Origin of the sequence: Brevundimonas sp. G8 (assembly GCF_902506205.1) — a bacterium.
In the GTDB taxonomy this organism is placed as follows: Bacteria; Pseudomonadota; Alphaproteobacteria; order Caulobacterales; family Caulobacteraceae; genus Brevundimonas.
In genome coordinates this window covers 261942-286890 of record NZ_LR732816.1, presented here as the reverse complement: position 1 = coordinate 286890, position 24949 = coordinate 261942, and the positions used below count along the sequence as shown (strand labels likewise).

Annotated in this window: 26 protein-coding genes; 10 read left to right on the top strand and 16 right to left on the bottom strand. The window is 65.5% G+C overall.

The genetic code is table 11. The features are described 5' to 3' along the window. The first annotated feature begins 41 nt into the window (after nt 1-41). From CHRYSEO8AT_RS01425 to CHRYSEO8AT_RS01415, 3 genes are all read left to right on the top strand, one after another. The gene (locus CHRYSEO8AT_RS01425) at nt 42-398 is read left to right on the top strand and encodes a RidA family protein (protein ID WP_159845204.1); all 357 of its coding nucleotides are present in this window, start codon (nt 42-44) and stop codon (nt 396-398) included. Nucleotides 399-450: 52 nt separating this feature from the next. Continuing rightward, nucleotides 451-2130 (top strand): lysine--tRNA ligase, encoded by a 1680-nt coding sequence (locus CHRYSEO8AT_RS01420; RefSeq protein ID WP_159845202.1) that lies wholly within the window; start codon nt 451-453, stop codon nt 2128-2130. 150 nt (nt 2131-2280) lie between these two features. Further along, nucleotides 2281-2754, top strand: a complete 474-nt coding sequence (locus CHRYSEO8AT_RS01415) for an SH3 domain-containing protein (protein ID WP_159845199.1) — start codon at nt 2281-2283, stop codon at nt 2752-2754. A 62-nt stretch (nt 2755-2816) separates the two neighbouring features. On the opposite strand, the gene CHRYSEO8AT_RS01410 is transcribed toward CHRYSEO8AT_RS01415, so the two are convergent. The 5 genes from CHRYSEO8AT_RS01410 to CHRYSEO8AT_RS01390 all read right to left on the bottom strand — a co-directional run bounded on the left by CHRYSEO8AT_RS01410 (nt 2817) and on the right by CHRYSEO8AT_RS01390 (nt 5399). Continuing rightward, the gene (locus tag CHRYSEO8AT_RS01410) at nt 2817-3452 is read right to left on the bottom strand and encodes a helix-turn-helix transcriptional regulator (protein WP_159845196.1); all 636 of its coding nucleotides are present in this window, start codon (nt 3450-3452) and stop codon (nt 2817-2819) included. Between the two features lie 42 nt (nt 3453-3494). After that, the gene (locus tag CHRYSEO8AT_RS01405) at nt 3495-3938 is read right to left on the bottom strand and encodes a hypothetical protein (protein ID WP_159845194.1); all 444 of its coding nucleotides are present in this window, start codon (nt 3936-3938) and stop codon (nt 3495-3497) included. Between the two features lie 91 nt (nt 3939-4029). Beyond that, the gene (locus tag CHRYSEO8AT_RS01400) at nt 4030-4380 is read right to left on the bottom strand and encodes a hypothetical protein (RefSeq protein ID WP_159845191.1); all 351 of its coding nucleotides are present in this window, start codon (nt 4378-4380) and stop codon (nt 4030-4032) included. A 174-nt stretch (nt 4381-4554) separates the two neighbouring features. Beyond that, nucleotides 4555-4950: a PaaI family thioesterase gene (locus CHRYSEO8AT_RS01395; RefSeq protein WP_159845188.1), complete on the bottom strand. Its 396-nt coding sequence runs from the start codon at nt 4948-4950 to the stop codon at nt 4555-4557. After that, nucleotides 4947-5399, bottom strand: a complete 453-nt coding sequence (locus CHRYSEO8AT_RS01390; protein WP_159845185.1) for a PaaI family thioesterase — start codon at nt 5397-5399, stop codon at nt 4947-4949. Before CHRYSEO8AT_RS01390 ends, CHRYSEO8AT_RS01395 begins: the two co-directional genes overlap by 4 nt. 84 nt (nt 5400-5483) lie before the next feature. On the opposite strand from CHRYSEO8AT_RS01390, the gene CHRYSEO8AT_RS01385 reads away from it, so the two are divergent. Next, nucleotides 5484-6515 carry a ligase-associated DNA damage response exonuclease gene (locus tag CHRYSEO8AT_RS01385; protein ID WP_159845182.1) on the top strand — a complete coding sequence of 344 codons (1032 nt, stop codon included), beginning with the start codon at nt 5484-5486 and terminating at the stop codon, nt 6513-6515. 3 nt (nt 6516-6518) lie between these two features. Here the strand turns inward: CHRYSEO8AT_RS01385 and CHRYSEO8AT_RS01380 are convergent, their stop codons facing one another. Then, nucleotides 6519-8156 (bottom strand): response regulator, encoded by a 1638-nt coding sequence (locus CHRYSEO8AT_RS01380; protein ID WP_159845179.1) that lies wholly within the window; start codon nt 8154-8156, stop codon nt 6519-6521. Between the two features lie 199 nt (nt 8157-8355). Between CHRYSEO8AT_RS01380 and queC the strand changes: the two genes are divergently transcribed. From queC to CHRYSEO8AT_RS01365, 3 genes are read left to right on the top strand one after another with little or no spacing between them, the layout of a single operon-like run. Next, nucleotides 8356-9075 (top strand): 7-cyano-7-deazaguanine synthase QueC, encoded by a 720-nt coding sequence (gene queC, locus CHRYSEO8AT_RS01375; protein ID WP_159851566.1) that lies wholly within the window; start codon nt 8356-8358, stop codon nt 9073-9075. Next, a complete protein-coding gene (gene queE, locus CHRYSEO8AT_RS01370) occupies nt 9072-9707 on the top strand; it encodes a 7-carboxy-7-deazaguanine synthase (RefSeq protein WP_159845177.1) in 636 nt (211 codons plus the stop codon). Before queC ends, queE begins: the two co-directional genes overlap by 4 nt. Further along, nucleotides 9707-10075, top strand: a complete 369-nt coding sequence (locus CHRYSEO8AT_RS01365) for a 6-carboxytetrahydropterin synthase (protein ID WP_159845174.1) — start codon at nt 9707-9709, stop codon at nt 10073-10075. Before queE ends, CHRYSEO8AT_RS01365 begins: the two co-directional genes overlap by 1 nt. Here the strand turns inward: CHRYSEO8AT_RS01365 and CHRYSEO8AT_RS01360 are convergent, their stop codons facing one another. Together CHRYSEO8AT_RS01360 and CHRYSEO8AT_RS01355 are read right to left on the bottom strand one after the other, a co-directional pair. Continuing rightward, a complete protein-coding gene (locus CHRYSEO8AT_RS01360) occupies nt 10076-10354 on the bottom strand; it encodes a hypothetical protein (protein ID WP_159845171.1) in 279 nt (92 codons plus the stop codon). Between the two features lie 56 nt (nt 10355-10410). Further along, entirely contained in the window at nt 10411-11259 is an 849-nt protein-coding gene (locus CHRYSEO8AT_RS01355; protein ID WP_159845168.1) for a thioesterase family protein, read from the bottom strand. 179 nt (nt 11260-11438) lie between these two features. Here CHRYSEO8AT_RS01355 and CHRYSEO8AT_RS01350 point away from each other — a divergent pair, with 179 nt between their 5' ends. Genes CHRYSEO8AT_RS01350 through CHRYSEO8AT_RS01340 form a run of 3 tightly spaced genes read left to right on the top strand, consistent with a single transcriptional unit; the run spans nt 11439 to nt 13084 of the window. Continuing rightward, the gene (locus CHRYSEO8AT_RS01350; RefSeq protein WP_135195212.1) at nt 11439-11927 is read left to right on the top strand and encodes a helix-turn-helix domain-containing protein; all 489 of its coding nucleotides are present in this window, start codon (nt 11439-11441) and stop codon (nt 11925-11927) included. Between the two features lie 49 nt (nt 11928-11976). Then, nucleotides 11977-12678: a YafY family protein gene (locus CHRYSEO8AT_RS01345; protein ID WP_159845164.1), complete on the top strand. Its 702-nt coding sequence runs from the start codon at nt 11977-11979 to the stop codon at nt 12676-12678. A gap of 58 nt (nt 12679-12736) precedes the next feature. After that, nucleotides 12737-13084 carry a VOC family protein gene (locus tag CHRYSEO8AT_RS01340; RefSeq protein WP_159845161.1) on the top strand — a complete coding sequence of 116 codons (348 nt, stop codon included), beginning with the start codon at nt 12737-12739 and terminating at the stop codon, nt 13082-13084. 3 nt (nt 13085-13087) lie between these two features. Here the strand turns inward: CHRYSEO8AT_RS01340 and CHRYSEO8AT_RS01335 are convergent, their stop codons facing one another. The 8 genes from CHRYSEO8AT_RS01335 to CHRYSEO8AT_RS16060 all read right to left on the bottom strand — a co-directional run bounded on the left by CHRYSEO8AT_RS01335 (nt 13088) and on the right by CHRYSEO8AT_RS16060 (nt 24703). Continuing rightward, complete coding sequence (locus tag CHRYSEO8AT_RS01335; RefSeq protein ID WP_159845157.1) at nt 13088-13777, bottom strand: response regulator; 690 nt, start codon at nt 13775-13777, stop codon at nt 13088-13090. Nucleotides 13778-13929: 152 nt separating this feature from the next. Continuing rightward, on the bottom strand, nt 13930-16251 hold the full coding sequence (locus CHRYSEO8AT_RS01330; protein ID WP_159845154.1) for a TonB-dependent receptor: 2322 nt from the start codon (nt 16249-16251) through the stop codon (nt 13930-13932). 197 nt (nt 16252-16448) lie between these two features. After that, nucleotides 16449-18374 carry a S9 family peptidase gene (locus tag CHRYSEO8AT_RS01325; protein ID WP_159845151.1) on the bottom strand — a complete coding sequence of 642 codons (1926 nt, stop codon included), beginning with the start codon at nt 18372-18374 and terminating at the stop codon, nt 16449-16451. A gap of 85 nt (nt 18375-18459) precedes the next feature. Next, nucleotides 18460-19671, bottom strand: a complete 1212-nt coding sequence (gene mnmA, locus CHRYSEO8AT_RS01320; protein ID WP_159845149.1) for a tRNA 2-thiouridine(34) synthase MnmA — start codon at nt 19669-19671, stop codon at nt 18460-18462. Nucleotides 19672-19763: 92 nt separating this feature from the next. Continuing rightward, the gene (locus CHRYSEO8AT_RS01315) at nt 19764-20048 is read right to left on the bottom strand and encodes a DUF1153 domain-containing protein (protein WP_026108337.1); all 285 of its coding nucleotides are present in this window, start codon (nt 20046-20048) and stop codon (nt 19764-19766) included. A gap of 172 nt (nt 20049-20220) precedes the next feature. After that, on the bottom strand, nt 20221-21978 hold the full coding sequence (gene flgE / locus CHRYSEO8AT_RS01310) for a flagellar hook protein FlgE (protein WP_201304323.1): 1758 nt from the start codon (nt 21976-21978) through the stop codon (nt 20221-20223). Nucleotides 21979-22026: 48 nt separating this feature from the next. Further along, a complete protein-coding gene (locus tag CHRYSEO8AT_RS01305; RefSeq protein WP_159845146.1) occupies nt 22027-22755 on the bottom strand; it encodes a flagellar hook assembly protein FlgD in 729 nt (242 codons plus the stop codon). A gap of 4 nt (nt 22756-22759) precedes the next feature. Beyond that, nucleotides 22760-24703: a flagellar hook-length control protein FliK gene (locus CHRYSEO8AT_RS16060; protein ID WP_236547378.1), complete on the bottom strand. Its 1944-nt coding sequence runs from the start codon at nt 24701-24703 to the stop codon at nt 22760-22762. Nucleotides 24704-24949: the final 246 nt, after the last annotated feature.

Below are 24949 nucleotides of genomic sequence, written 5' to 3'. Positions count from 1 at the left end.
GGGCGGCGATAGGTGCGACTGCACGTTCAGAGGAACCCGTCATGATCACCCGCATCCAGCCCGGCGCCCGCATGAGCGAAGCCGTCATCTACGGCGACACCATCTATCTGGCCGGTCAGGTCGGAGAGCCCGGCGACGACGTCATCGCCCAGACGAAAACGGCCTTGGCCGAGGTCGAGGCGTTGCTGGCCGAGGCGGGCAGCGACAAGTCGAAGATCCTGATGGCCCAGATCTGGCTGGCCGACATCGGCGATTTCGACGCGATGAACAGCGTCTGGGACGGCTGGGTGGACACCGCCAATCCGCCCGCCCGCGCCACCGGTGAGAGCCGACTGGCATCGCCGGAATATCTGGTGGAAGTCATCGTCATTGCTGCCACTGGGGCCGCCAAGGGCTGATCGCGGCGGCTAAGCGGTTGACCGGGCGGTATGCAGACTGCAAACCGCCGACATGTTGCAGAACCTCGAAACCCTCGCCCGCGAGGCCAAGTCCTGGCCGTTCGAACAAGCCCGCAATCTGCTGGCCCATGTGCTGAAGAAGCGCCTGACCGACGCCGAGCGGGACGCGGCGAAACTGTTGATCGACGCGGGCAAGGCGGACGAGGCGTTGGCGACCTTCCCGGCGCTGCAAAAGCCGGTGGTCCTTGAGACCGGTTATGGCCCGTCGGGCCTGCCGCACATGGGCACCTTCGGGGAGGTGGCGCGCACGACCATGGTGCGCAACGCCTTCCGCGCCCTGACCGGCGATCATTGGCCGACGCGCCTGATCGCCTTCAGCGACGACATGGATGGGCTGCGCAAGGTGCCCGAGGGCATCCCGAACCCGGAAATGCTGCGCGAAGACCTGCACCTGTCCCTGACGCGTGTGCGCGACCCCTTCGGCACGCACGACAGTTTCGGGGCGCACAACAATGCGCGGCTGCAGGCTTTCCTGGATTCGTTCGGCTTCGACTACGAGTTCATGAGCTCGACCGAGACCTACAAGTCCGGCCGGTTCGACGCGACGCTGCTGACGCTGCTGGAACGGTTCGACGCGGTCATGGCCATTATGCTGCCGACCCTGGGCGAGGAGCGGCGCGCCACCTATTCGCCCTTCCTGCCGGTCAGCCCGATCACCGGCCATGTGCTGCAGGTCCCGACCCTGGCGCGCGACGTCGAGAAGGGAACCATCACCTTCGAGGATCCGGCCGGCGAGCCGGGCAACCGCACCGAAGTTCCTGTCACCGGCGGCCATGTGAAGCTGCAATGGAAGCCCGACTGGGCCATGCGCTGGGTCGCGCTGGACGTCGATTACGAGATGTCGGGCAAGGACCTGATCGAGAGCGTGCGCGAAAGCTCCAAGCTGTGCCGCGCCCTGGGCGGCACGCCGCCGGAAGGCTTCAACTACGAACTCTTCCTCGACATCGAGGGCAAGAAGATCTCCAAGTCCAAGGGCAATGGCCTGACGATGGACGAGTGGCTGCGCTACGGCACGCCGGAGTCGCTGTCATGGTACATGTTCCAGTCGCCGAAGTCGGCCAAGAGCCTGCACTTCAATGTAATTCCCCGCGCGATCGACGACTATCTGGCCTTCATCGAAAGCTACAAGACCCAGGAGCCTGCCAAGCGGATCGACAACGCCGTCTGGTCGATCCATGCGGGCGATCCGCCGACCCACACGTCGCCGGTGTCCTTCGCCCTGCTGCTGAACCTGGTCGGCGTGGCCAACGCCTCGACCAAGGATCAGCTGTGGGCCTATTTCGCCAAATATCTGCCCGAGGCGACGCCGCAGAACGAGCCGCTGCTGGATCGGCTGATGGGGTCGGCGCTGAACTATTACGAGGACTTCGTGAAGCCCTCGAAGTCGTACCGCCTGCCGGACGACAAGGAGAAGGCGGCGCTGCTGGACCTGGCGGAGCGGTTGAAGGCTTTGCCTGCGGACACGACCGACGGCGAGCTGATCCAGGGCGAAGTCTATGCCGTGGGTAAGGCGCATGAGTTCGAGCCGCTGCGGGCCTGGTTTGGAGCGTTGTACGAGGTGCTGCTGGGCGCCAGCCAAGGCCCGCGTTTTGGCTCGTTCGCGGCGATTTATGGCCTGCCGCAGACCATCGCACTGACCGAGGCGGGTGCGAGCGGGGAGCTTGCTGCCTAGACACGACATCTCGCGCTTCGCGCCTCAAGTAGCGCGAAGCGCGGTAGCCGCCGCAAACATGAACCGAAAATAACGGCGAAGCTCCGGGAGCCTTCAGGTTCGTCCAGGCATTCTCCCCTCATCGGCAAACGCGCTGACAGGAGAAGAGTTATGTCGAACAAGATTTTCAAGACCGGTCTGGCCACGGCTGCTGCTCTGGCCGCCATGGTGACGGCCGCACCGATGGCCGCCCAGGCTCAAGCCAATGGCGTGACCAACTGCGACGCCCCCGGTGGTCGCCAGCGCGCGGGCGCCCTGATCGGCGCCGTCGTCGGCGGCGTGGTGGGTTCCAACCTGGCGCGTAACGAGCGCACCGCCGGCACCATCGTCGGCGCAGGCGCTGGCGCCGCGGCCGGGTCGTACATCGGCTGCAACCAGCAGCGGACGCGTGCCGCGACCACGTCGAACGGCTCGCAATATCGCGCCTCGTCCAACCTGCGTATCCGCAGCGGCCCCGGCACCAACTATCGCCAGGCCGGCACCCTGTCGGCAGGCCAGCCCTTCACCGCCATCGGTTCGCAAGGTGAATGGGTCCAGATCGCCGGTGGCGGTTGGGTGAACGCCCACTACGTCTCGGCCAACTAAGTCTTTACCCAAGACCATCGAAAGCCCTGTCCGGTTCGCCGGGCGGGGCTTTCTGCTGGCGCTTACTGGCTGACCCACAGAACGCGGGCCATCCATTCGATTTCGCGACGCGGCACGAGGCGGGGCGGATATTCTGGATTGATAGAGGACAGGGTGACCGTGCGGCTGGTCAGGCTGGTCACCTCCTTGGCGACGGTCTCGCCGGTCGTCAGCCGGGCCACGACCCGGTCGCCGCGCCGCACGCGCGTCGCCTCCTGATCGACGATGACCCGGTCGCCCTCGCGATAGAGCGGCGACATGGAATCGCCGGTGATCTTCAGACTGAACAGAGTGTCCTTGGCGCGGGGCAGGTCGGTTTGATCCCAGCCTTCGCCTATCGGCAGGCCGGCATCGTCGAAAAACCCGTCCTGTCCCGCCTTGGCCAATCCGAGAAGCGGCACGGTGGTGGGTCTATCCGGTGCATCATCGGCCAGGACTGCGAAGTCGGACAGCGACACCCCAGTTGCCTGAAGCACCAAGGTCATGCTCTCGGTCGATGGCCAGCGCGGACGCGGCGGATCGCCTGGACCAAAGCGTTTGGAGGGGTTGAAGCTGGTGGCGTCCAGACCGGCGCGGCGGGCTAAGCCCGACGGCGTCAGGCCCTCGCGTCGCGCTAATGTGTCGACGGCCTTCCACAGTTTGGCGTGCGATAGCGGCATGGCGTCCCGGCGACCGATTCGCCCTCAGGATACGATGCGTGATTAGGAATTTCTACCTAGGTTGGCCGACGCGGCTCGTCGCTCTTGCCAAGCGTAGAATGTGCCTACGATGATGGAGATGATGATGAGGTAACTGGTCAGGTTAGTGACCGTATACAATGACGCCACCAATACGTTCTGACCTGTCAATCTCATGAACTGAGACATCACCGTGATCAACTGAAGTCCGGCAGCCCACACGGGCCAAGATTGTCGGTAGCGCCAAGCTATGGCGCAGAATGCGACCAGAACGCCCGTGTCTATGAGCAGCAACCCAACAGGGACACCTTGAAAGCCGTCATTTTCCTGCAAAACGAGCGATGCGAACCAGGCGAACAAATAGGCGCCAGCCCCGAATTTCTCGGCTTTGTTCCCCTTCAGGAACGCAAACAAAGCCATGCCGACCATAAAGACGGCGCCAACGATCGCGTAAATGATGTTGAACATGACAAATCGCCCCCGCGCATCACTGCGCAGGGGCGATCATGACCGAATTCAACTCAGACTGAAATCTCGATAAGCCAAGCTTACCAAGAATTCATGCGACGCGGTGGAGATGCGTCGGAGTGAGCGCCGCCTTAGGATCAAGCCAATCGTTGGGCTTGGCGAGCGGGCCAGCGGCGTAGGTGCCGTAGCCGAGGCGACGGTGGTCTTTTTGCAGTTCGGCGTGACAGGCGACGATGGACTCGCGCGCGGCCGACAGGGCGGCAATCGTTTCCATGGCCTTGGCCTGGGCGACCGTGCCGCTGACGGGCGACAGCGAAAGCGCGGCGCGGGCGCCGATGAAGGATTGAACCAGCGTCGTCGCCTGGGTGATCGCGGCGTCGATCGCGAGTTCGGTAGCATGCAGATCGCCAGCAACGCTGGTGACGACTTCAGTGCGGTCCATGAAAGCCCCTCAGATAAGGTTACGAGAGGCTTATGGTTATCACGTCTTAACCATGCTTGGTAGAGGTATCTTCATAAGTGCGGCAATCGCGCGTTGAAGCGCCGCCATAAGGATGACGGTGAAGTTCAGCATCTGTGGGGATCTTGGCCGAATCGGCGCTGGCCCCGCCTGTGCCTAGCTCTGGTTGTCCAGCAGGAAGTGGGCCGTCAGGGACGCGATTGGCTGTGCACGTTCTTCCTGCCAGGCCTCGGCCTGAACATGGGCGACGCGGCGGCCGGCGCGGCTGATGCGGGCGCGGGCGTAGGCGTTGATGGGCCGGCCGGTGCGCAGATAGGCGACCGTCACATTGATCGGGCGGGGCAGGCGAGGGCTGGGGAAGAGGATCGCCACCTGGGCCATGGCGGTCATTTCCAGCAGGGCGGCGGTCGATCCGCCGTGCAGGGCTGGCAGCATGGGATTGCCGATCAGCCTGTCGGCAAACGGCATGATCACCGTGATCTCGTCGCCGCTGACCAAGGTCTGAAGGCCCAGGAAGCGGGCATAGGGCATGCGGTCCAGGATGTCGGTCATACGGCGGCTCGCGTCGAACGCTCGCGGGTCTGGTTGAGGATATAGGCGGACTGCGCCGCCGCGACGGGATCGGACGGATCGTCCTCGAATGCCCAGGCGCGCACGAAGGCGATAGTCGGCGTCAGGCGGTAGCAGAGCCCCTGGGCCAGCAGATCCTGACGCGGCCGCGCGGCGCGCATGTAATCGACCCGCAAGTCCAAGGTAGCGATGGGCTGGAAGGTGTCGAGCGCCGTCCAGACCGCCAGGCCGCCGATGTGGTCGAGCAGGGTGGTGACGAGGCCGCCGGCGAAGACGCCGCTGTCGGGATCGCCCACCAGATCCTCGCGCCACGGCACGCGGATGCGCGGCTCGCCGTCATGCAATCCATCGAAGGCGAAACCCAGCGCGCCGGTGTGGGCGGCGCCCGCGGCCAGTTGCGGCAGGATGGTGGTCAGGAAGCTCTCTTGCATCGTGCGGACTGGACCTTTTGAGCCGATTTTCCGATCATCTTGTATGAGGCGGCGACCTGACGGCGTCGAGAGCGTTACCGCAACATGATCCGCCCCGAAGACCTGCTACACCCGACGCCTGCCGGCCTCTATTGCCCGCCGGGAGATTTCTACGTCGATCCAGTGAGGCCGGTGGATCGCGCCGTCATCACGCATGGCCATGCCGATCATGCCCGCGCAGGGCATGGCGCTGTGCTGGCGACGCGCCAGACGTTGGCGATCATGGCTGAACGTTACGGCGCCGACTTCACCGAGAAGCCGCAATCTGTGGACTATAGCGAGGCGACTGCGATCAACGGCGTCGATCTGCGGCTGGTCCCGGCGGGTCACGTCCTGGGGTCTGCCCAGGTTGAGGTGCGGTGGAAGGGACTGACCATGGTGGTCTCGGGCGACTACAAGCGTCGCCGCGACCCGACCTGTGCGCCGTTCGAACCCGTGCCGTGTCACGTCTTCATCTCCGAGGCGACATTCGGCCTGCCCGTCTTCAGTCATCCTCCAGCCGAGGAGGAGGTCGGACGGCTGGTGCGATCGCTGGGCCAGTTTCCCGAGCGGGCGCATCTGGTCGGGGCCTATGCGCTGGGCAAGGCGCAGCGGATCATCCGGCTGTTGCGCGAGGCAGGCTGGGACCGCACCATCTATGTCCACGGCGCGATGGAGCGGCTGAACGCCCTGTATCAGCGCGAGGGCGTCGATCTGGGGCCGTTGGCGCCGACGCGCGACCTGCCCAAGAATGCGTTGGGCGGAGAGGTCGCCATCGCCCCGCCGTCCGCCATTCAGGATCGCTGGGCGCGTCGTTTCGCCGATCCGGTCACAGCCTTCGCCTCGGGCTGGATGGGGGTGAAGGCGCGGGCGCGTCAGAGGGGGGTGGAACTGCCGCTTGTCGTCTCGGATCATGCCGACTGGAACGAGCTGACGGCGACCTTCACCGAGCTGAAGCCAGAGGAAGTCTGGATCACCCACGGCCGGGAGGAGGGCCTGCTTCGGTGGGCCGAGATCAATGGCCAGAAGGCGCGGGCTCTGCGTCTGGTCGGTTATGACGAAGAGGATGAGGAGGCGCTGGACGTCCGCCCGGACTGAGGATCAGGCGGCTGACCGGTCGCCTTCGTCTTCAGAGAGCCGGTCGGCGTCGCCGGCCTCTTCCTGTGCCGCTGACAGGGCGGCGTTCATCGCCATTCGCAGACGCTCGGGCTTGATCGGTTTTTCGACCACGGCGGCCATGCCGATGGAGAGATAGTGTTTGGCGTCTTCCGGGTCGGCGTTGGCGGTCAGGGCCACGATGGGTACACGACCGACGGCGCCGGGCAGGGCGCGGATCGCCTGCGTCGCCTGAACGCCGTCCATGCGCGGCATCTTGATATCCATCAGGACAAGGTCGTAGCGGCTTTCCTGAACGGCCTGAAGCGCCTCAAGGCCGTCCTCGGCCAGTTCGGAGCTGCAACCGAACATCTCGCACAGGGCCTGGGCCACGACGCGGTTGGTGGCGTTGTCGTCGACGATCAGGATGTGCGGCGCCGACTTCAGGTCCAGCCCGGACAGGTCGGACACATTCGACTGGACCTCGACCTCCACGGCCGCACGCGGTGCAATCAGATCGAAGGCGAAGGTGGCGCCGCGGCCCTTGTTGTTCTCGGCCCAGATCCGGCCGCCCATGCGGTCGATCACCTGGCGGCAGATCGACAGGCCCAGGCCTGCGCCGTCAGGGCCGGAGCCGTGGACAAAGGGTTCGAAGATCGAGTCGACGCGGTCGGTGTCGATGCCGGGCCCGTCGTCGCGGATGCGGGCCTCCATGTGGATGCTCTCGCCTTCCACCCAGGCTTTCAGGCCCGCTTCGACGACGCCGTTGCGGGCGAACTTGAGGGCATTGCCGACCAGGTTGTTGAACACCTGTTTCAGGCGCGTGCCGTCGATGACGGCGGCCAGCTCGGTGTCGCCTTCGTAACCGACCAATAGCGTGACGCCGTCCTGAGAGGCGCGCGGCTCCCACATCGACTGGATGTCGTCCATCACGGCGCGAAGGGCGGTTGGCGTGCTGTTGAGTTCCAGTTCGCCCGCTTCGGCCTTGGACAGATCGACGGCGTCCTGAAGAATGCGCAACAGGGTTTCGGACGAGTCCATTATCGTCTGGACATGCGCCTGGGCCGCCGCGTTCAGCGGCTGACGACGCAGCAGTTCTGCGACCGCCAGTACGCCGTTCATCGGCGTGCGCAACTCGTGGCTCATGATGGCCAGGAACTGGCTCTTGGCGCGGGCGGCCGCGATGGCCTGGGCGCGGGTATCGCTGAGGATCGCGGCCTGTTCGGCCAGCTCTTCGTTCTGTTCGCGCTGGCGCGTATTGACCGCTTGAAGCAGGGTCGCGGCCGTGCCGACGCCAAGATAGGCGCCGTTGTGCGTGACGATGAAGCCGCGCAGCAGGGCGGCCGGGCCGCCTTTCAGCATGATGTCGCAGAAGGCGTCGATGCGGACGCCGGCCTCGACCACAGCCGGCTCGGGGTCCATGGCGAAGGTGATGGGGCGCAGATCGTAGAGGGCGTGGCCGAAACGGGCGGCGATCTTCTGGAGGAAGGCGGTGCGTTCAACCAGCCCGACCGGGCGATTGCCATCGACCACGGGGATGACGAGCGTGTCCGGCTCGCGTTCGAAACGCGCCAGCACCTCGCACCCGAGCGTCGTCGGAGCCACCGGCTTGGGACGCTCGGAAAGGGTCTCGATGGTCGGCATACTGCCCGGAACTCCTACTCGTTGGGACTAAAGCCCAAAATCGCTTGCGGATTGGTTAAGCTGGCGCAGCTTGATGCAAATCGATGCAAACGGTGATTTTGCGCCGCATCCGGGTCTGGTGTATGAGGCCCGCCTGACCCATCTGGGTCCTCATCCCTTTGTGCATGCGCGCGGCCGAACGGCCGACCGCAGATTCGTCATGAGCGTCATCCTGGAAAAGACCCCAACATCCGCCTTGGTCCTGTTCTCCGGCGGGCAGGACAGCGCGACCTGCCTCGCCTGGGCTCTGGAGCGGTTCGAGCGGGTGGAGACGGTCGGCTTCGACTATGGCCAGCGCCATCTGGTCGAGATGGAGGCGCGCCAGGCTGTGCGCGACGGCATGGGCGCAGCCTTGCCGCAGTACGCCGACCGGCTGGGCGACGACCATGTGGTGGACCTGACCGGATATGGTCGGATCGCCGAGAGCGCCCTGACCGCTGACCGCATGATCGAGATGGATGCGCGTGGCCTGCCCACGACCTTCGTGCCTGGGCGCAACCTGATCTTTCTGGTCGCGGCGGCGGCTCTGGCGGACCGGCGTGGGCTTGAGGTGCTGGTCGGCGGCATGTGCGAGACGGATTTCTCGGGCTACCCGGATTGCCGCCACGAGACGATCGAGGCGATGGCGCGGGCGTTGTCGCTGGGGCTGGACAAGCCGGTGGTGATCGACACGCCGCTGATGTGGCTGACCAAGGCCCAGACCTGGGAGCTGGCCGATACGCTGGGCGGGGCCAAACTGGTCGAGCTGATTATCGAGGATAGCCATACCTGTTATCGGGGCGACCGGACGCATCGGCATGCTTGGGGCTATGGCTGCGGCGATTGCCCGGCGTGCGAGTTGCGGGCGGCGGGCCATGCGGAATGGGTCGCGAGCCGATGACCTATTCGGCCAAGGAAGTCTTTCTGACGGTGCAGGGCGAGGGCGGACAGGCGGGACGGCCTGCGGTCTTCCTGCGTTTCGCCGGCTGCAATCTGTGGAGCGGGCGCGAACAGGATCGCGCGACGGCCGTCTGCAGCTTCTGCGACACGGACTTCGTCGGGACCGACGGCGGCGGGGGCGGCAAATTCAGGACACCGGACCTGATGGCTGACCATGTCGCCTCTATGTGGCGGGGGCGCGAAGGCGATCCGAAACTGGTGGTCTGCACCGGCGGCGAGCCCTTGCTGCAACTGGATGCACCGCTGGTCGAGGCCCTGCATGCGCGCGGTTTCGAGATCGCCATAGAAAGCAACGGCACCCTGGCGGCGCCCGGCGGCATCGACTGGGTCTGCATCAGCCCCAAGGCCGATGCGGATGTCGTCCAGATCACGGGCCAGGAGCTGAAGCTGGTCTATCCCCAGGCCAAGGCCCTGCCTGACCGGTTCGAACATCTGGACTTCGAACGGTTCTGGCTCCAGCCGATGGACGGCCCCGACCAAGCGGCGAACACCGCCGCCGCCATCGAATACTGCCTGACCCATCCCCAGTGGCGCCTGAGCGTCCAGACCCACAAATATATCGGCGTCCGCTAATGCCCGTCTTCGAGATCACCAAACAGGCGACCTTCGACGCCGCTCACCATTTCCCCAACGAGCCCGAAGGCAGCATCTATCGTCGCGTCCACGGCCATTCCTTCACGGTCGAGGCGACGGTGCGGTCCGAGGTGCTGGACGCGGAGCACGGGTGGGTCGCCGACCTGGGCGCGCTGGACCGGGCGCTGAAGGCGGCGGCGGAGACGCTGGACCACGGCATGCTGAACGAACACGAAGGGCTGGAATTGCCCAGCCTGGAGAACCTGTGCCTGTGGTTCGTCAAGACGTTGAAACCCGAGTGGCCCGGCCTGTGCCGGGTTCAGGTGGCGCGGCCGACCATCAACGAGCGGTGCGTGCTGAGCCTCTAATCAGCAGCGCTTGCCCTGGCGTTGGCGCTCTTCGCAGCGGCGTTGCTGGCGGTCGTAGTCGCGCTGTTCGCGCTCACGGCGCAGTCTGGTTTCCTCGTCCGAGGTGGTGACGGCGTCGAAGCCGGCGCCCACGACAGCTCCGGTGGCTTTTGCCGTGCCGCCCACGACCGCCGCAGTGCCTCCGACAACGGCGCCGACCAGGCAGCCCTGGAGCATCAGGCAGATCCCCAGAACGACGGCGATTTGAGATGCGGAAACGAGGCGATTTCGACGACGCATGAGGACGACTCCAGAGATTTGGAATAGTCGCTGATAATCATGAATGAGGGCTGACTTCAGGCCGTGCGTTGCGGCAGCAGTTTTCGGCGCTGGCGCGACAGGGCCAGCGGGGTTCCGTCGGCGCCCCATGCGGCGGCCTCGTCCACCGTCCAGCCCAAGCCCAGGTCCAGCATTCTGAACTCGAAGAAGGCCCAGCCGTCGGGTGCCGTCTGCGGCGTCGGATCGGTCAGGATATCGATGCGCAGGTCCACGGTCGTCATCGCCGCCGGCGTCTTCGACAGGGTCCAGGCCGGCGGATAGAGGGCGTCCAGCAGGTAGCACAGCCCGACCTCGTCCAGCGGCCGGCCGTCCGCCATCCGCATCCAGGTGCGCTCGACCGCGGGCCGGCCCTCGTTGCCGCCCAGGATGTTGGGGCCGCCGTCGAACCGATATTCGACGTGCTGCGAGAAATGCGGGGCCATCGGGCCGTGGATGGTGGCTTTGGGGTTCAGGCTGTCCAGCAGCGGCGGCGGCAGGTGCAGGGGCGTGACCGGCGGCGTGGCGCCGTCCAGCCCATAGGTGCCCGTGGCGTGGTGGGTCAGGCGGCCGTCCTGTTCGGCCTCGACCGCCGCATAGACGACGTTGCGGCCGCCGCGCAGCAGGCGTGGGCGAAAAGCGACCTGCTCGCCGAACTTGGCCGCCGACAGGTATTGCACCGACAGGGTGCGCAACGGCGCGGTCAGGGCCAGACCCTGGCGCATCGACTGGGCGCACAGGGCCGCCAGCAGGCCGCCGAACGGAAAGCCCTTTTCCGGCGCCATGCCCCAGGGGCCATTGGAGAAATGGCCTGGCACCGGGGCGGACAGGCCACCGTCGTCAAGGGTCTGAAAGGCCAGGGCGTCGTCGAGGGAGATCGGCAGCGTCATTCCGCAATCCTGCGTCAGGCGAAGAGGCGGCGGAAGACCTGATGGAGATCTCCCGCCGAAGTCAAAGGAACAAGGCGGCGAACCAAAGGGGTCGCACGTCCGTTGCCAAACAAGACTGACCTGGACCGTTCGGATTTGCAACCCTTGCCAAACGCCTGACGCGGGGTCACTTTCGCCGCATGGGACGCACCGCCGACTACAGCCGCCAAAGCTGCTCCATCGCCGCCACGCTTGAAGTGATAGGCGACCCTTGGACCCTGTTGGTCATCCGCGACGCCTTCAACGGCGTCAGCCGGTTCGAACAGTGGCAGGACAATCTGGGCGTGGCGCGCAACGTCCTGGCCGCGCGCCTGAAGAGCCTGGTTCAGCACGGCGTGCTGGAGCCCCAGCTTTATTCCGAACGACCGCCGCGCAACGAATATGTCCTGACCGCCAAGGGCAAGGATTTGTACGGGGTGCTGGTGACCCTGCACGGCTGGGGCGCCAAGCACGTCTATGGCGACGCCGACAGCGGCATCGACATGATCCACAAGACCTGCGGCTCGACCCTGACGCCGCGCATCGCCTGCGGCTGCTGCAACGAGATCGTCAAACCCCGGGACATCCTGCTGACCCGCGCCGAGAACCGGCCCACGGTCGGGGACGTGATGCCGAAGGAAGCGGCGTAAGCCTCAGCCTGCTGCCGCTTTCTGGCAGGAGGTCTGCTAGGATCGTGCGGTGTCCCGGTCCGAACGCCTTCTCGATCTGCTGAACGTCCTGCGGCGGCATCGTCGGCCGGTGAGCGGGCAGGTGTTGGCGGATGAGATGGGCGTCAGCCTGCGCACCCTTTATCGCGACATCGCCAGCCTGCAGGCGCAAGGCGCGACGATCGAGGGGGAGGCGGGGGTCGGCTATGTGCTGAAGCCGGGCTTCATGCTGCCGCCGCTGATGTTCACGCCGGAAGAGATCGAGGCCCTGGTGCTGGGCTCGCGCTGGGTGGCGGATCGGGCCGACCCGCGCATGCGGGATGCGGCGCTGGCGGCCCTGGGACGGATTTCGGCGGTGCTGCCGCCCGATCTGCGCGACGAGATGGAGACCTCGGCCCTGCTGGTCGTGCCGGGCGCGCCATTCCCGGCGGACCAGGTTGATCCGGGGCTGTTGAGAAAGGCGATCCGCACCGAGCGGCGGCTGAGGCTGTGTTATCGCGACGAGGCGGGGGCGGCGTCCGAACGGGTGGTCTGGCCCTTCGCCCTGGCCTTCTTCGACCGGGTGCGGCTTCTGATCGCCTGGTGCGAACTGCGCGGCGATTTCCGTAGCTTCCGAACCGATCGCATTGTCGAGGCCGAGGTGATGGAGGCGCGCTATCCGGCGCGTCGTCAGGCCTTGATGAAGACCTGGCGCGAGGCGCACGAAAGGTCGAGAGCGTCTGAGGGCTGCTGACGGAAACTGGCAGCATCGGCGACTAGGGTCAGTCCTATTGGAAACGAGGGCAGGGCCGATGACCGAGATCGAGGACATTCTTCTGGCCGTCGCGGATCCCGAGACCAGCGCGCGGTTTTACGCCGGCCTGTTCGGCTGTCGGCCGGTGATGGCGGGGCCGGATCGGGCCCTGTTCGTGCTGAGTTCGGGGCGGGCGCTGGGGCTGTTGCGGCGCGCCGGCGACGGGCAGGTCTGCGAGGTGGACTTTCCGCTGCAGGGCGCCGACGCGGTGGATCAGGCGCACATCGATTGGTGGGACCGGGGTGCGCGCATCCTGACGCCGCCGATGGATACGCAGCCGGGCCGAAGCTTCGTGGCGGGCGATCCTGACGGGCATCGGCTGCGCGTCTACGCCGTCGCCGCCTAAGGGTCAGAACTCGGCTTCGAGCCGATAGCCGACCCCGCGCACATTGGTCAGCAGGCCGGCGGCGTCGGCGGCGTCCAGCTTGCGGCGCAGATGGCTGACGTGGCTGTCGATAGTGCGTTCCAGCACGTCCTGATTGGGGAAGCAGGCCTGCATGATCTCGGCACGGCTGAAGACCCGCAACGGAACACGGGCCATATGGGCCAGGATGCGGAACTCGGTCAGGGTCAGATCCAGACGGCGCTTGCCCGCCGGGGTCAGGATGGCGGCCAGATAGTTTTCCAACTGGACCTCCAAGGGGCCGACGCGCAGCACCTTGGTGGAGCGGTCGCCGTTGCTGCGACGCAGGATGGCCTGGGCGCGCGCCACTACCTCGATCGGCTTGAACGGTTTGACGACATAGTCGTCGGCGCCGATCCGCAGGGCCTGCAGCTTGTTCGTGCTGAGGTCCAGGTCGCTGACCATGATCACAGGGGTCTCGCCGCGCCGACGCAACTCACCCAGCACGTCCCACCCGTCGCGGATCGGCAGGCGGATATTCAGCAGGACAAGATCGGGCTTCAGCGCGGCGTGCAGGTCGGCGGCCTGCTGGCCGTCGGAGGCGACAACTGTGCGAAACCCCTCTCGGCGCAGACAGGCGTCCAGGGCCTCGACGCTCTCTGCGTCGTCGTCAGCGATCAGGATCAAGCTGCTCATCGCGCCGCCATCGCCCTGTCGGCCGCTAAAATCCAGCAAAACCGGACGCGTTCGGACAAGTTTCATCGCGCCGTCGCAAAGGCTTCACGCAGACAAAGAAAAACCCCCTCCCGCGTGGCGGAAGGGGGCAGTCTGTCGTTCGGGAGGAAGGCTTAGTAGGAGGCGCGCAGTTCGATGCCGAAGGTGCGCGGATTGTTGAAGTTGCCGTAGTCCCCCAGCGTGGCCCGGTTCGACGGGTCACGACGATAGACGTAGGTCTCGTCCAGCAGGTTGCGCGACCACAGGGCCACTTCCAGCAGCGGGCCGCCGTCACGGGTCGTGATGTCGGCCAGCGCCAGTCGAGCGTTCACGATGAAGGACTGGTCGTTCTTGATCTCGAACTGGTCGAAGCTTTGGGTTGCATCGGAATAGTTGGCGTCGATGTGCGCCTTGAAGGTGCTGCCCATGAACGGCGATTCCCAATCGGCGGCCACGCTGGCGGCGTTCGGCGGGGTGTAGGCGATGAAGACCTTCTGGGTGACATTGTTGAACGGGTTCACCGTGTCGGGGATCTTCGCGTCGGTATAGGCGTAAGAAGCCGACAGACGCAGGTTCTCGGTAGCCTGGAACTGACCTTCCAACTCCACGCCACGGATTTTTGTGGTGCCCGGGGCGTTGATGGTTTCCAGGGTGTTGCGGGTGGATGCGCCGGTCACGGTCACCAGGCTGAAGTCGATCTGGCTGTCTTCGCGGTCCATGGCGTAAACCGCCGCGTTCAATCGGACCCGATTGTTGAACAGGTCGCTCTTAAGACCCAGTTCGTAGGCCTTCACCTCTTCCGGATCGAACGAGCGATAGGTCAGCGAACGCGAGGACGCGCCGCCGGCGCGATAGCCGGTCGAATATTTGGCATAGACGTTGACTTGGTCGTTGACCTCAAAGGCTGCGGTCACCATGGGGTCGAAACGGTTGACCGAGCTGTCGAAGGTGAAGTTCGTCGGGGCGTTGTTGACGGTGGAGAGGATGCCGTCCTTGTCGTCCCAGGTGAAGCGGCCGCCCACTGTCAGGTGCAGGGCGTCGTTCAGAACGTCGGGGGTGAAGGTCGCTTGACCATAGATGGCCTTCGATTCCGAATGAGCCGTCGAAGCGCGGTCGATGGAGCGGAAGCCGCGCTGGGTCGGACGCGGATCGCGGATCGTATAGTCTGTGCCGGTCGCGTTCCAGGTGTTGGTCGAGGGCGTCGCCGCATCGTCGGACACGGTTTCCTTGAAGTAGAACAGGCCGCCGACGTAATCGATGCGGTCGCCGATGCTGCCGACTGCCTGCAGCTCCTGGCTGAACTGGTGCTGCCAGAAGCCAGCCAACGAATAGCGGCTGAAGTTGCCGTTCGGGCCGACAACGGGCGGGCGGTGGGCGCCGGCGATGTTGTCGTACTGCTCGACGTCAAGGTCGCGATAGGCGGTGATCGAGCGGATTTCCAACGAGTCCGTCGGGCGATACGACAGATGCAGATCCATCCCACGGGTGTCGTCGACGCTCCACTGCTGCGGCACGCCGATGTCGGCCTGCGTCATGCGCTTAGAGCCTTCGACCTGCACCAGCGGAGACAGTGCGCGGATGCTGGTCGAAGGAACGGAAGTCGAGGTGAACGGCAAGACCGGCAAGCCGTTCGGGTTGAAGTTGAGCAGTTGGGAGTAGAACGGTGTGTTCTTGTCCTTGCTCAAGTCAGCTGCGAAGTTGGCGGTGAAGTTCTCTGTCGGGGTCCAGCGCGTCTGGAAGCGAACGCCGCGACGATCGTACTGACCAAAGCCGGTTTCGCCCGGCAGTATGTTCTCGGTAACCGGACCCTGGACCGAAATGATGCCGTCGACCTTGAACGCGAAGTCGCCGATCGACGGGAAGTCGACGTGCAGTTCCGAGTTGTAGGATTCGAGGTTGCCGATGCCGGCGACGGCGCGCATGCCGAAGACGCCCGTGGGCTTCTTGGTGACCAGCGACAGGGCGCCGCCTTCGGTGTTGCGGCCGAACAGGGTGCCTTGTGGACCCTTCAGGACTTCGACGCGCTCGATGTCGAGCAGGGCGGCGGCCAAGCCGTGCTGGCGGGCCAGATAGACGCCGTCGACATAGACGCCGACGCCTTGTTCACGGGCGGGCTGGTTGGCATCGTTCGGCACGATGCCGCGGATGCCGATGGTCAAAGCCGACTGGCGGGCTTCGAAGGTGGCGATACGCAGGCCAGGGACGCTGCCGTCGGCGAGGTCCATCAGGCTTTGCACGTGGCGGTTCTGGAGCGCTTCGGCGTTGACCACCGAGATCGAGATCGGCGTGTCCTGCAGATTGGTTTCGCGCTTGGTCGCGGTGACAATGATGTCGTCCAGGCCGGCGGGCGCGGTATCGACAGGCGCTGGAGCGGTCTGGGCGAAGGCGGAAACAGGTGCGGCGAGAAGGGCGGTCCCCAGCAGCAGCTGAAGGCGCAGTTTGGTTTGACGGTGCATTTATATCCCCTGCTTAGTCGCTGCGGGGATTACGGCGCCATTGCGATGCGCAGTTTACAGGCGTGCAACACTCAGATGCATCTTTGATGTCCTGACCAAAGATCAATATTCGGCATGCATCCACGCCTGCTCCATTTTTCCTCCACAATTGAAGAAAAGGGGGCGCGGCAAATCGGCGCGCCCCTTGGCGGCCATGCCTATTTCCGCACGTATTTGTCCAGGAAGGTCAGATAGGCGTCTTGGGCGGTGATGCGGTTGTCGCGGCGAGTGAAGCCGTGACCCTCGTTGGGGAAGACGACGTATTCGACCGGCACGCCGTTGGCGCGGACGGCGGCGACCAGTTCGTCGCTCTCGACCTTCAGCACGCGCGGGTCGTTCTCGCCCTGGACGACCAGCAGGGGCTTGTTGATGCCCTCGGTGTGGAACAGAGGCGAGATGCGGCGGTGGCGTTCCGCGTCCGTCGCCGGATCGCCCATCTCATCATACAGGGCGATACGCTGGGCGCCCCACCAGGGCGGGATCGACTCCAGGGTCCGCACCCAGTTTGTGACGCCGAAGATGTCGACGCCCGCCGTAAAGGCCTCCGGATGGAAGGCCAGGGCCGCAGCGGTAATGTATCCGCCATAGGATCCCCCCATCACCGCCACCTGATCGTCGGCGACCCAGTCCTGTTGTCTCAACCATTCGCCGCCGGCGACGATGTCGCGCAGGTCCGCCTCGCCGTGCTTCTTGTCGTCCAGATGGAAGAAGGTCTTTCCGTAGCCGGAACTGCCCCGGTTGTTGGCCCCCAGGACCGCATAGCCGTGGTTCACCAGATGCTGGACCATCGCCGAATAGCCGCGACGGGTCTGGCCGCCGGGACCGCCGTGGACCAGGACGATGGCCGGCGCAGGGTGGGCCGCCGACGCGCCCTTGGGCGTGTAGAGCACCGCCGGGATCATGACGCCGCCTTCGCCGGGGTATCGGACGATGGTGGCTTCGACCAGGGCGTTCTCGTCGATCGCGGGGTTCAGGGCGTGGGTCAGACGCGTGGCCCGGCCGGTGGTCAGATCGGCGACGAAGACATCAGCCGGCGAGGTGTCGGACGAAACGGTGAAGGCGATGGTCTTCTCGTCATCGCTGAACCGCACATTGCCGATGTCGCCGTCCGGCAGGCCGCTCAAGGCGACGGGCTGGTTGCTCGTGGCGTCCAGCAGGGTCAGTTCGGTCTTGGCGTCGGCGTTCAGGCCTGAGACGCGATAGCGGCCGGTCGGCGAATAGAAGACGAAGCTGACATCCCAATCCGCCTGGATCAGAGGTGTGTTGGTGCTGGTCGCGAGATCGTGGCGAATGGCCTGTTGGAACTCGCCGTTCTGGTCCGTGCCGATCAGGACAGCCTTCGAGTCCGGCGTGAAGTCGAAGGCGGTATAGGCGACATTGCCCTCATGCGGGGTCAGCAGTTTCGGCTCGCCCGGTGCGGTCAGATCGACCAGGTAGAGGTCGTTGTTCGCGCTGGTCAGCGACTTGTCCAGCACCAGCCAACGGCCGTCTGGCGACAGGGCGGCGGGCGAGAAGCCGCCGGTGTTCTCGAACACCATCCGGTGCGCATAGGTGGTCGCGTCATAGGCGATGACGTCGAAGGCCGAGGCGTCGCGTTCGTTCGACGTGACGAAGAAGGTCTTGCCGTCCTGGCTCCAGCTCAGGAAGTCCGCCTTGACCTTGTCGCCCGGCGTCAGGTCCGTGACCGCGCCGTCAGGCGTCCTCACGAACAGATGGCTCAGTTCGTCGCCGCCGCCGTCCTGGGTGAACAGGATGCGCGCATCGGCGGGGAAGTAAGTGACCGGATTGACGGCGCTGGTGGTCGAGGCGGTCAGTTGCACTGGGTCGCCGCCGGCAATGGGCAGGGCGTAGGCGTTGAACACGCCCGTCTTGTCCGACCGGATCAGCACCGACTTGCCGTCGGGCGAAAAGGCCTTGGCCCCGCCGTAGCCCAGGCCGTACGTCGTTGTGTCGAAGAACTGGGCCGCCGTATAGGTCGGCGCGGCCGTGCTGACGACTGGCGGCGGAGCGGCCTGCGCCGTCGCTGCGGTGGGAAGGGCGGCCATCAGGGCCAGTACGGAAACCAGGCAGGCGGTGGTGCGCATCGGAACCTCTCGTCGGTGGGATGACCGTAGGAGGCGACAGAACATCACGTCGGATGCAGCCTGTCTCCGATTTAATGAACCGCCGCTATGCGGCCACCGCCGTCGTGTCCCGAATGAAGCCGCCGCCCAGCACGCGTTCGGTGTCCACGGGATCGTAAAGGGCGCAGGCCTGGCCGGGGGCCACGCCCTCTTCGCCGTCATCGAAGACGATGCGGATGTCACCGTCGATCAGCGCCAGGCGGGCAGGCGAGGGCTGACGGGTCGAGCGGACGCGGGCCAGGACAGGGATACCGGCCTGTGCGGCCTCGACGATGGTGGCCTCGTCGCCCAGCCAGTTGGTTTCTTCCAATGTTAGGGAGGCGGTCAGCAGGGCTTCACGCGGGCCGACGATGACGCGGCGGGTCTCGGGCTCCAGCTTCGTCACGAACAGCGGCTCGCCCACGGCGACATTCAGCCCCCGGCGCTGGCCGATGGTGTAGTCGGTAATGCCTGCGTGGGCGCCCAGCACCCGGCCGTCCATATGCACGATCTCGCCGGCCTCGCGCCCTTGCGGACGAAGGCGGTCGATCAGGGTGCGATAATCGCCGGACGGGACGAAACAGATGTCCTGGCTGTCCGGCTTGGCGGCGATCTTCAGGCCCAGTTCGGCGGCGACGCCGCGCACCTGGGGCTTTTCCAGATCGGCCAGAGGAAAGCGCAGATAATCGAGCTGGTCCTGGGTCGTGGCGAACAGGAAATAGGACTGGTCGCGCGAATGGTCGATCGCCTTGCGCATCTGCGAGCGATTGCCGGCGACGGCGCGGCGGACATAGTGGCCCGTCGCCATGGCCTCGGCCCCCAGGTCGCGGGCGACGTCCAGCAGGTCGCGGAACTTGACCGTCTGATTGCAGCGGATGCAGGGGACCGGCGTCTGGCCCTTCAGGTAGCTGTCTGCGAACTGGTCGATGACGGCGTCCTTGAACCGGCTCTCATAGTCCAGCACGTAATGGGGGATGCCGATCATGTCGGCGGCCAAACGCGCGTCGTGAATGTCCTGGCCCGCGCAGCAAGCGCCCTTCTTCTTCAGCGCCGCGCCGTGGTCATAGAGTTGCAGCGTCACGCCGACGACGTCATAGCCAGCCTTGCGCAGCAGGGCTGCGACGACAGTGGAATCCACCCCGCCCGACATCGCCGCGACGATGCGCGCGCCCACGGGCAGACCGACCGCCGCCCGCGCGCTCTCGACCGCCGCATCCATGTCGGTGCGGACGATATTCGGAATGGCGCAGATGTCTTCGACCAGGGTCATTGCGGCCATTTAGTGCGGAACCGGCGCGATTTCGAGGCCCGCCAACGAAAAGGGCCGCACCCGTCGCCGGATGCGGCCCTTCTTCGTCTTCGGGGAAACCCTTAGGAGCGGTAGCTCTGGATCCGCGTCGTGCGCAGACCCTGCATGCCCCATTTGTCGATGGCCTTCTGCCATGCGAGGAATTCTTCCGCCGTCAGGCGATACTTCGCCAGGGCGTCGTCAAGGCTCAACAGACCGCCGCGCACGGCGGCGACGACCTCGGCCTTGCGCCGGATCACCCACCGGTCCGTATTGGACGGCGGCAGATCGTTCAGGGTCAGGGGCGTGCCAGTCGGTCCGACCACGTATTGTTCGCCTTTGCTATTCAGGCGTCGCTCTTGCAACATGGGCTTATGCCTCTTTCACCAACACCGTAGTGTCATGAATGTAGGCGTCCCCGACTAAGGTCCGTTTAAGCGTCGTGGTGAAGGAACGGATAAAATCCGTCCCTGCGCGAACGACTCTGTCAACCTTGATTGCGCGACGATTCATCGAGACTAACGCTTACTTACTCGCCGATCAGCGTTTGATGTTGATCAGCTCGGCCAGCATTTCATCGGCCGTGGTAATGATCTTGGACGAGGCGGAGTAGGCCCTTTGGGTGGTGATCAGGCCGGTGAATTCCGCGGACAGATCGACCGTCGAGGACTCCAACTGCTTGGCCGCGATCTCGCCTGCGCCGCCCGTGCCGGCGGCCTTTAGGTTAAAGGTGCCGGACTGAAGGCTGACGGCGTAGGCGTTGCCGGACACTTCACGAAGGCTGTCGGGGCTGGGGAAGGTGGCGACCGCGACCTGGGCGATGCGACGCATCACGCCATTGTCGAAGATGGCGGTGACGAAGCCGCCTTCGTCGATCTTGATCTCGCTCAGATTGCCGAAGGCCGTGCCGTTGGTGACGGTCGATTGCACCACCGAGGCGGTGTTCAACTGGCTGAGGCCGCCAGCGGAGGTGTTAAGATCCAGCGTCACACCTTGGGCGGCAATGCCCAGGCCGTCGGCCCAGGCGACCTGACCCGGCGCCATGGCCAGGTTGTTCGGATCGGACTTGCCGAAGTCGAGCGTGGCCATGGTCGGATCGTCGAACAGACCCGTGCCCGCCGGCCAGGCCTTCATCGTTTCCACGTCGAGGCGACCCGACGGGGTGAAGGCGATCTTGCCGATCTTGATCTGGCCGTTGGAGTACGGCGCGCCGGTCACGACATCGCTCGCCGGCACGGAAACGACTTCCGCGTACCAGATGTTCGGCTCGTCGCTCTTGATGAAGCGGATTTCCAGATTGCGCTGGCCGCCCTTGGAGTCCGAGACAGGGATGTTCATCTTAAAGTCGGGTTTGACGCCGACGGGGTTGTCGTCGTCGGCGTTGTACATGGCCATCGAGTTGACCGACGGGTCATACTTGGTCTTGGCCACGTTGCCATTGCCCAGTCCGATGTCCGCCAGGTTGACCGTGTAAGGCGTGCCGGTCGCCGGCGTGAACTGCAACTGCGTCGGCGGCGTGCCGATCGGGGTCGCCGTGCCTGCGTTCGCACCCGTGACCGTCAGGCCGGTTAGAGCGCCGGTGGCTGGGTCGAAGGTCGCGGCGCCGTTGATCCTCTGCGTGCCAGACTTGATGACGACGTCATGGGTGTTGGCGCCGGTGCGCGTGTAGCGGACCGAGACATCGTGCGCGACCGACGGTGTCGCGGTGTCGGCCACGCCCTTGTAGGATTGGGCGCTGGCGGCGGCGGCTGGGTCCTGGCTGGACCGCAGGTTGGCGTTGATCTGGACGCGGGTTGTCGGTTCGGCGGTGCCGCCGACCGAACCGATGTTGATCGAGCGCAGGCGCGACAGGTCCGACGGATCGGTCGAGATCTCGCCGTTGGAATCGACGGGCCAGCCTTGCAGGTACAGACCGGCGCTGTTTTTCAGATAGCCTTGCTTGTCGACGGTGAAGGCGCCGGCGCGGGTGAACAGGCGGGTGTCGGTCGAACCGACGTTCTCGGCCTGGGTCGTCGTGACGAAGAAGCCCTGGCCGCTTACGGCGAGGTCGGTGCTGGAGGTCGTGCGCTGAAGCTGGCCTTCCTGGCTGACGAACGACCGCGTGTTGGTGGTCACGCCGCCGGCGGAATAGCTGCCGCCGGATGAGGACTGGCTGTTGACCAGTGTCTGGAACTCGCTGGCCGTGCGCTTGTAGCCGACCGTGTTGACGTTGGCGATGTTCTGGGAAATGGCCGCCAGGGCGGCGGAGTTGGCGGCGAGACCGGACACGCCGGCCAGCATTGCACTATTGAGGCTCATGGAAGAACGCTCCTTAAATGAAGGTCATCGGGAAGGCGGCGGATCGCATCATGCGGCCGCCTCCTCGGTGGGGACGTTCGGATTCTCCGTATCGTCAGTGTCGTTGTCGGCCTGCGCCTTGATCTCGTTCAGCGAGATCACGGTCGAAAGCGGAAGGATGGAGTCGCCGATCACCAGGTACGGCGCGCCGTTGTACATTTCGACGCCGGTCACCCGGCCCTGGATCAGGGCCTGGGCGTCGACCTTGGCGCCGGTGGCGTTGGTCGCGGCGATCTTGAGGGTATAGACGCCGCCGTCTGCGGCCGTGCCGCCGTCCTTCAACTTGCCGTCCCAGTTGAAGGTGTGCAGGCCGGACGTCTTGTCGGGCGCAGCGCCTTCCCAGACGACGGCCCCCTTGCTGTCGACGACCTGCAGCGTGGCCTTTTCGGCGTCGGCGCCCAGTTCGTAGGCCCAGGTCGCCTTGCCGTCGTTGAACTCGGTCGCCGTCCAGGCGGCGGTCACGCTCTTGCCGATGTAGTTGGCGGCGTTGTCGAGACCGCCTGCGGACTGCGCCGACAGCAGGCTGGTCAGCAGGTCGTTGGTTAGCAGTTGCTGCTCGACGCCCGCCATCTGGGTCAACTGGGAGGTGAACTGATTGGAATCGAGCGGCGACAAGGGGTCCTGGTTCTTCATCTGCGTGGTGAGCAGCGTCAGGAAGGTCTCGAAGTTCGAGGCCAGGGCCTTGGTGCCGCCGGTTACCCGACCGGCTGCGGCATTGGTTGTGACGGCGTCGACCATGGGGTCAGACCTTCAGATCGACGCGCTCAGGCGTCTGGGAATGGTTGATCCAGGCGCCGGGCGCCGGGACGATGGGGGTGTCGGCCTGGGCCGCCAGGCGAGAGCCGCCGGCGAACAGGGCGTTGCGTTGCTGCTGGCGGTCGAAGGCGCCGCCGTTGCCTGCCGAGGGGTCGCGTTGGGAAAAATCGAGCGCATCACCCGCGACCTGGAAGCCGGCGTCCTGAAGCTGGCGGCGCAGTTCGTCGGCGCGACCCTTCAGGTCGGCGGCGGCGGCCGGATTGTCGAAAGCCAGGCGGGCGGAAAGCTGACCGTCCTTGCCGATCTCCAGGCTGACATCCACACGGCCCAGGTCTTCCGGCGTCAGCACCATGTCGAACCGGGTCGAACGGCTGTCCAACCTGCGCGCAATCTGGGCGGCGAGTTGGGCGGTGGTCTCGACAGTCGCGCGCGACAGGGTCGAGAGGCCCAGGTCGCGATCAGGCGCGACGGCCTGCTGGATCGCCTGGGTGTCGGCGGCCCCCGCGCTGGTCGTTTGTGCAACGGTAGGGGCGACCGCGAGAGGCGCCGGGGTGGCGGCCGTTTCGGTCGTCGCCGTCGACTTGGCCGACAGGGCCGAGGCGGCGCCGGCGTCCGCCAGAGACGTGGTCTCTACGACCGTCGTCTTCGCATCGGTCGTTTCGGCCGAGACGGGCGTCGTGGCGGCGTTGCTGGTTTGCTGCGCCAGTTCGTGGCGCAAGGGCTTAAGCGGCGGCGCGGCTTGGGTGGGCGTGGGCAGCGTTTGCGACGGCGTGTCGCTGGATGCGGCCTCGGCGGGTTGGTCGTATGCGGCGGCCGTTTCGGATTTGGCGGACAGTTTAGCCACCACCACCGCTGCCGCGATATCGGCCGATACGGCCAGCGCCGGTTTCGACGCCGCGGCGACCGAAATCTGAACCTGGGCCGTCGGGATCTGGGCGGCCGTCATGGCCTGGGCGATGGGCGATGGTGCGGACGGCTTGGCGCTGTCAGCTGGCGCCGCCTGAGCGGCGGCGTTGGCGATGTCCGGCGCGGCGGTGGTCAGCGTCGCGGCATCCGCCATAGGTCGAACCGCAGCCGTGGGTTCGGCGGGGGACTTCTGAACGTTTGCCGACGCCGACTGAGCAGGTTCGCTCTGGTCATTGTCGGCCGTGGCCTTGTCGGAAATCTTTGCCGCCGACGCCGGCGCCGCCTTTACGGTCGTTAGAAGATCGCCGAGTTCGGTTGCTATCGCTTGGACGGCTTCGGGTAGAGCGAGGCTAGCAGCAGTTTTGGCGTTGGCCTCGGTCGATGACGAAGCCGGCGCGGCGAAGACATCCGATGCAGCAACGTCTGTCTTGGTCGGGAGCGCTGCCACCGACGACACTTTCACCGAAGAGAAGGGCGTGGGCGTCGCCACGCCTTGCGGCGCCCTTAAATCGATAGTTGTCGCCGTCGGGGGCGTGGTCTCGGCGGTTTGCTCAGCGGCCACTTCCACGGCCAACGACTGCGGTGTCGCAGACGTCAGTGGCGCAACCGGTGCCGTCGGCTGCGGGGTGGAGAAGGGGGAGGACGTGATGGTGACGCTTGCCGCATCGTCATCGTTCGCGGCGTCTTCGGTTGCTCTCGCCGTCTCGTTTGAGGCGACGGGCAGGGTTTGGGAGTCGGCAGTCTCGATCGTGACCGGTGCGGGGACTTCGACCGTCAGGTCAGGCGCGACGGCGTTCGTTTCGTCACCGACGGCTTGGGTCAGGACGACGCCGAGGGATTGAGCGGTCGTCAAACGACCCGGCGCGACCCGTTCGACCGGCGCATTGTCGAGGCCTGCGTCCAGGGCCAAAGCGACCTTACTGGAAAACAGGTTGGCCTCCGCCATGTCTGCGCCCATGCCAGCAGCCGTCGTTCCGGTCGAAACCGGAGCGGCAGGCGCAAACAGGGCGGAGGCGATCGACATGGAAGCGCGGCGGCTTTCGTAAGGGGTAAGGTCGGCGCCTGCTGCGCCCAAGGGTTCGCCGCCATCAACGCAAGGGTCGGGCCAAGACCTTAGTCGAGCAAAAACAGTGGGTAATGCAGGCCGTCCGATGGGCGGTCGTCATGGCGGCGGTCGTTTATTGCCGCGCTATCGCCATTTTTTGCCCGGCTGTGGACGAACGCCCTTCGACGCGCGCCCAGTCCCAAAACCGTATCTGGCGCTGTTGGC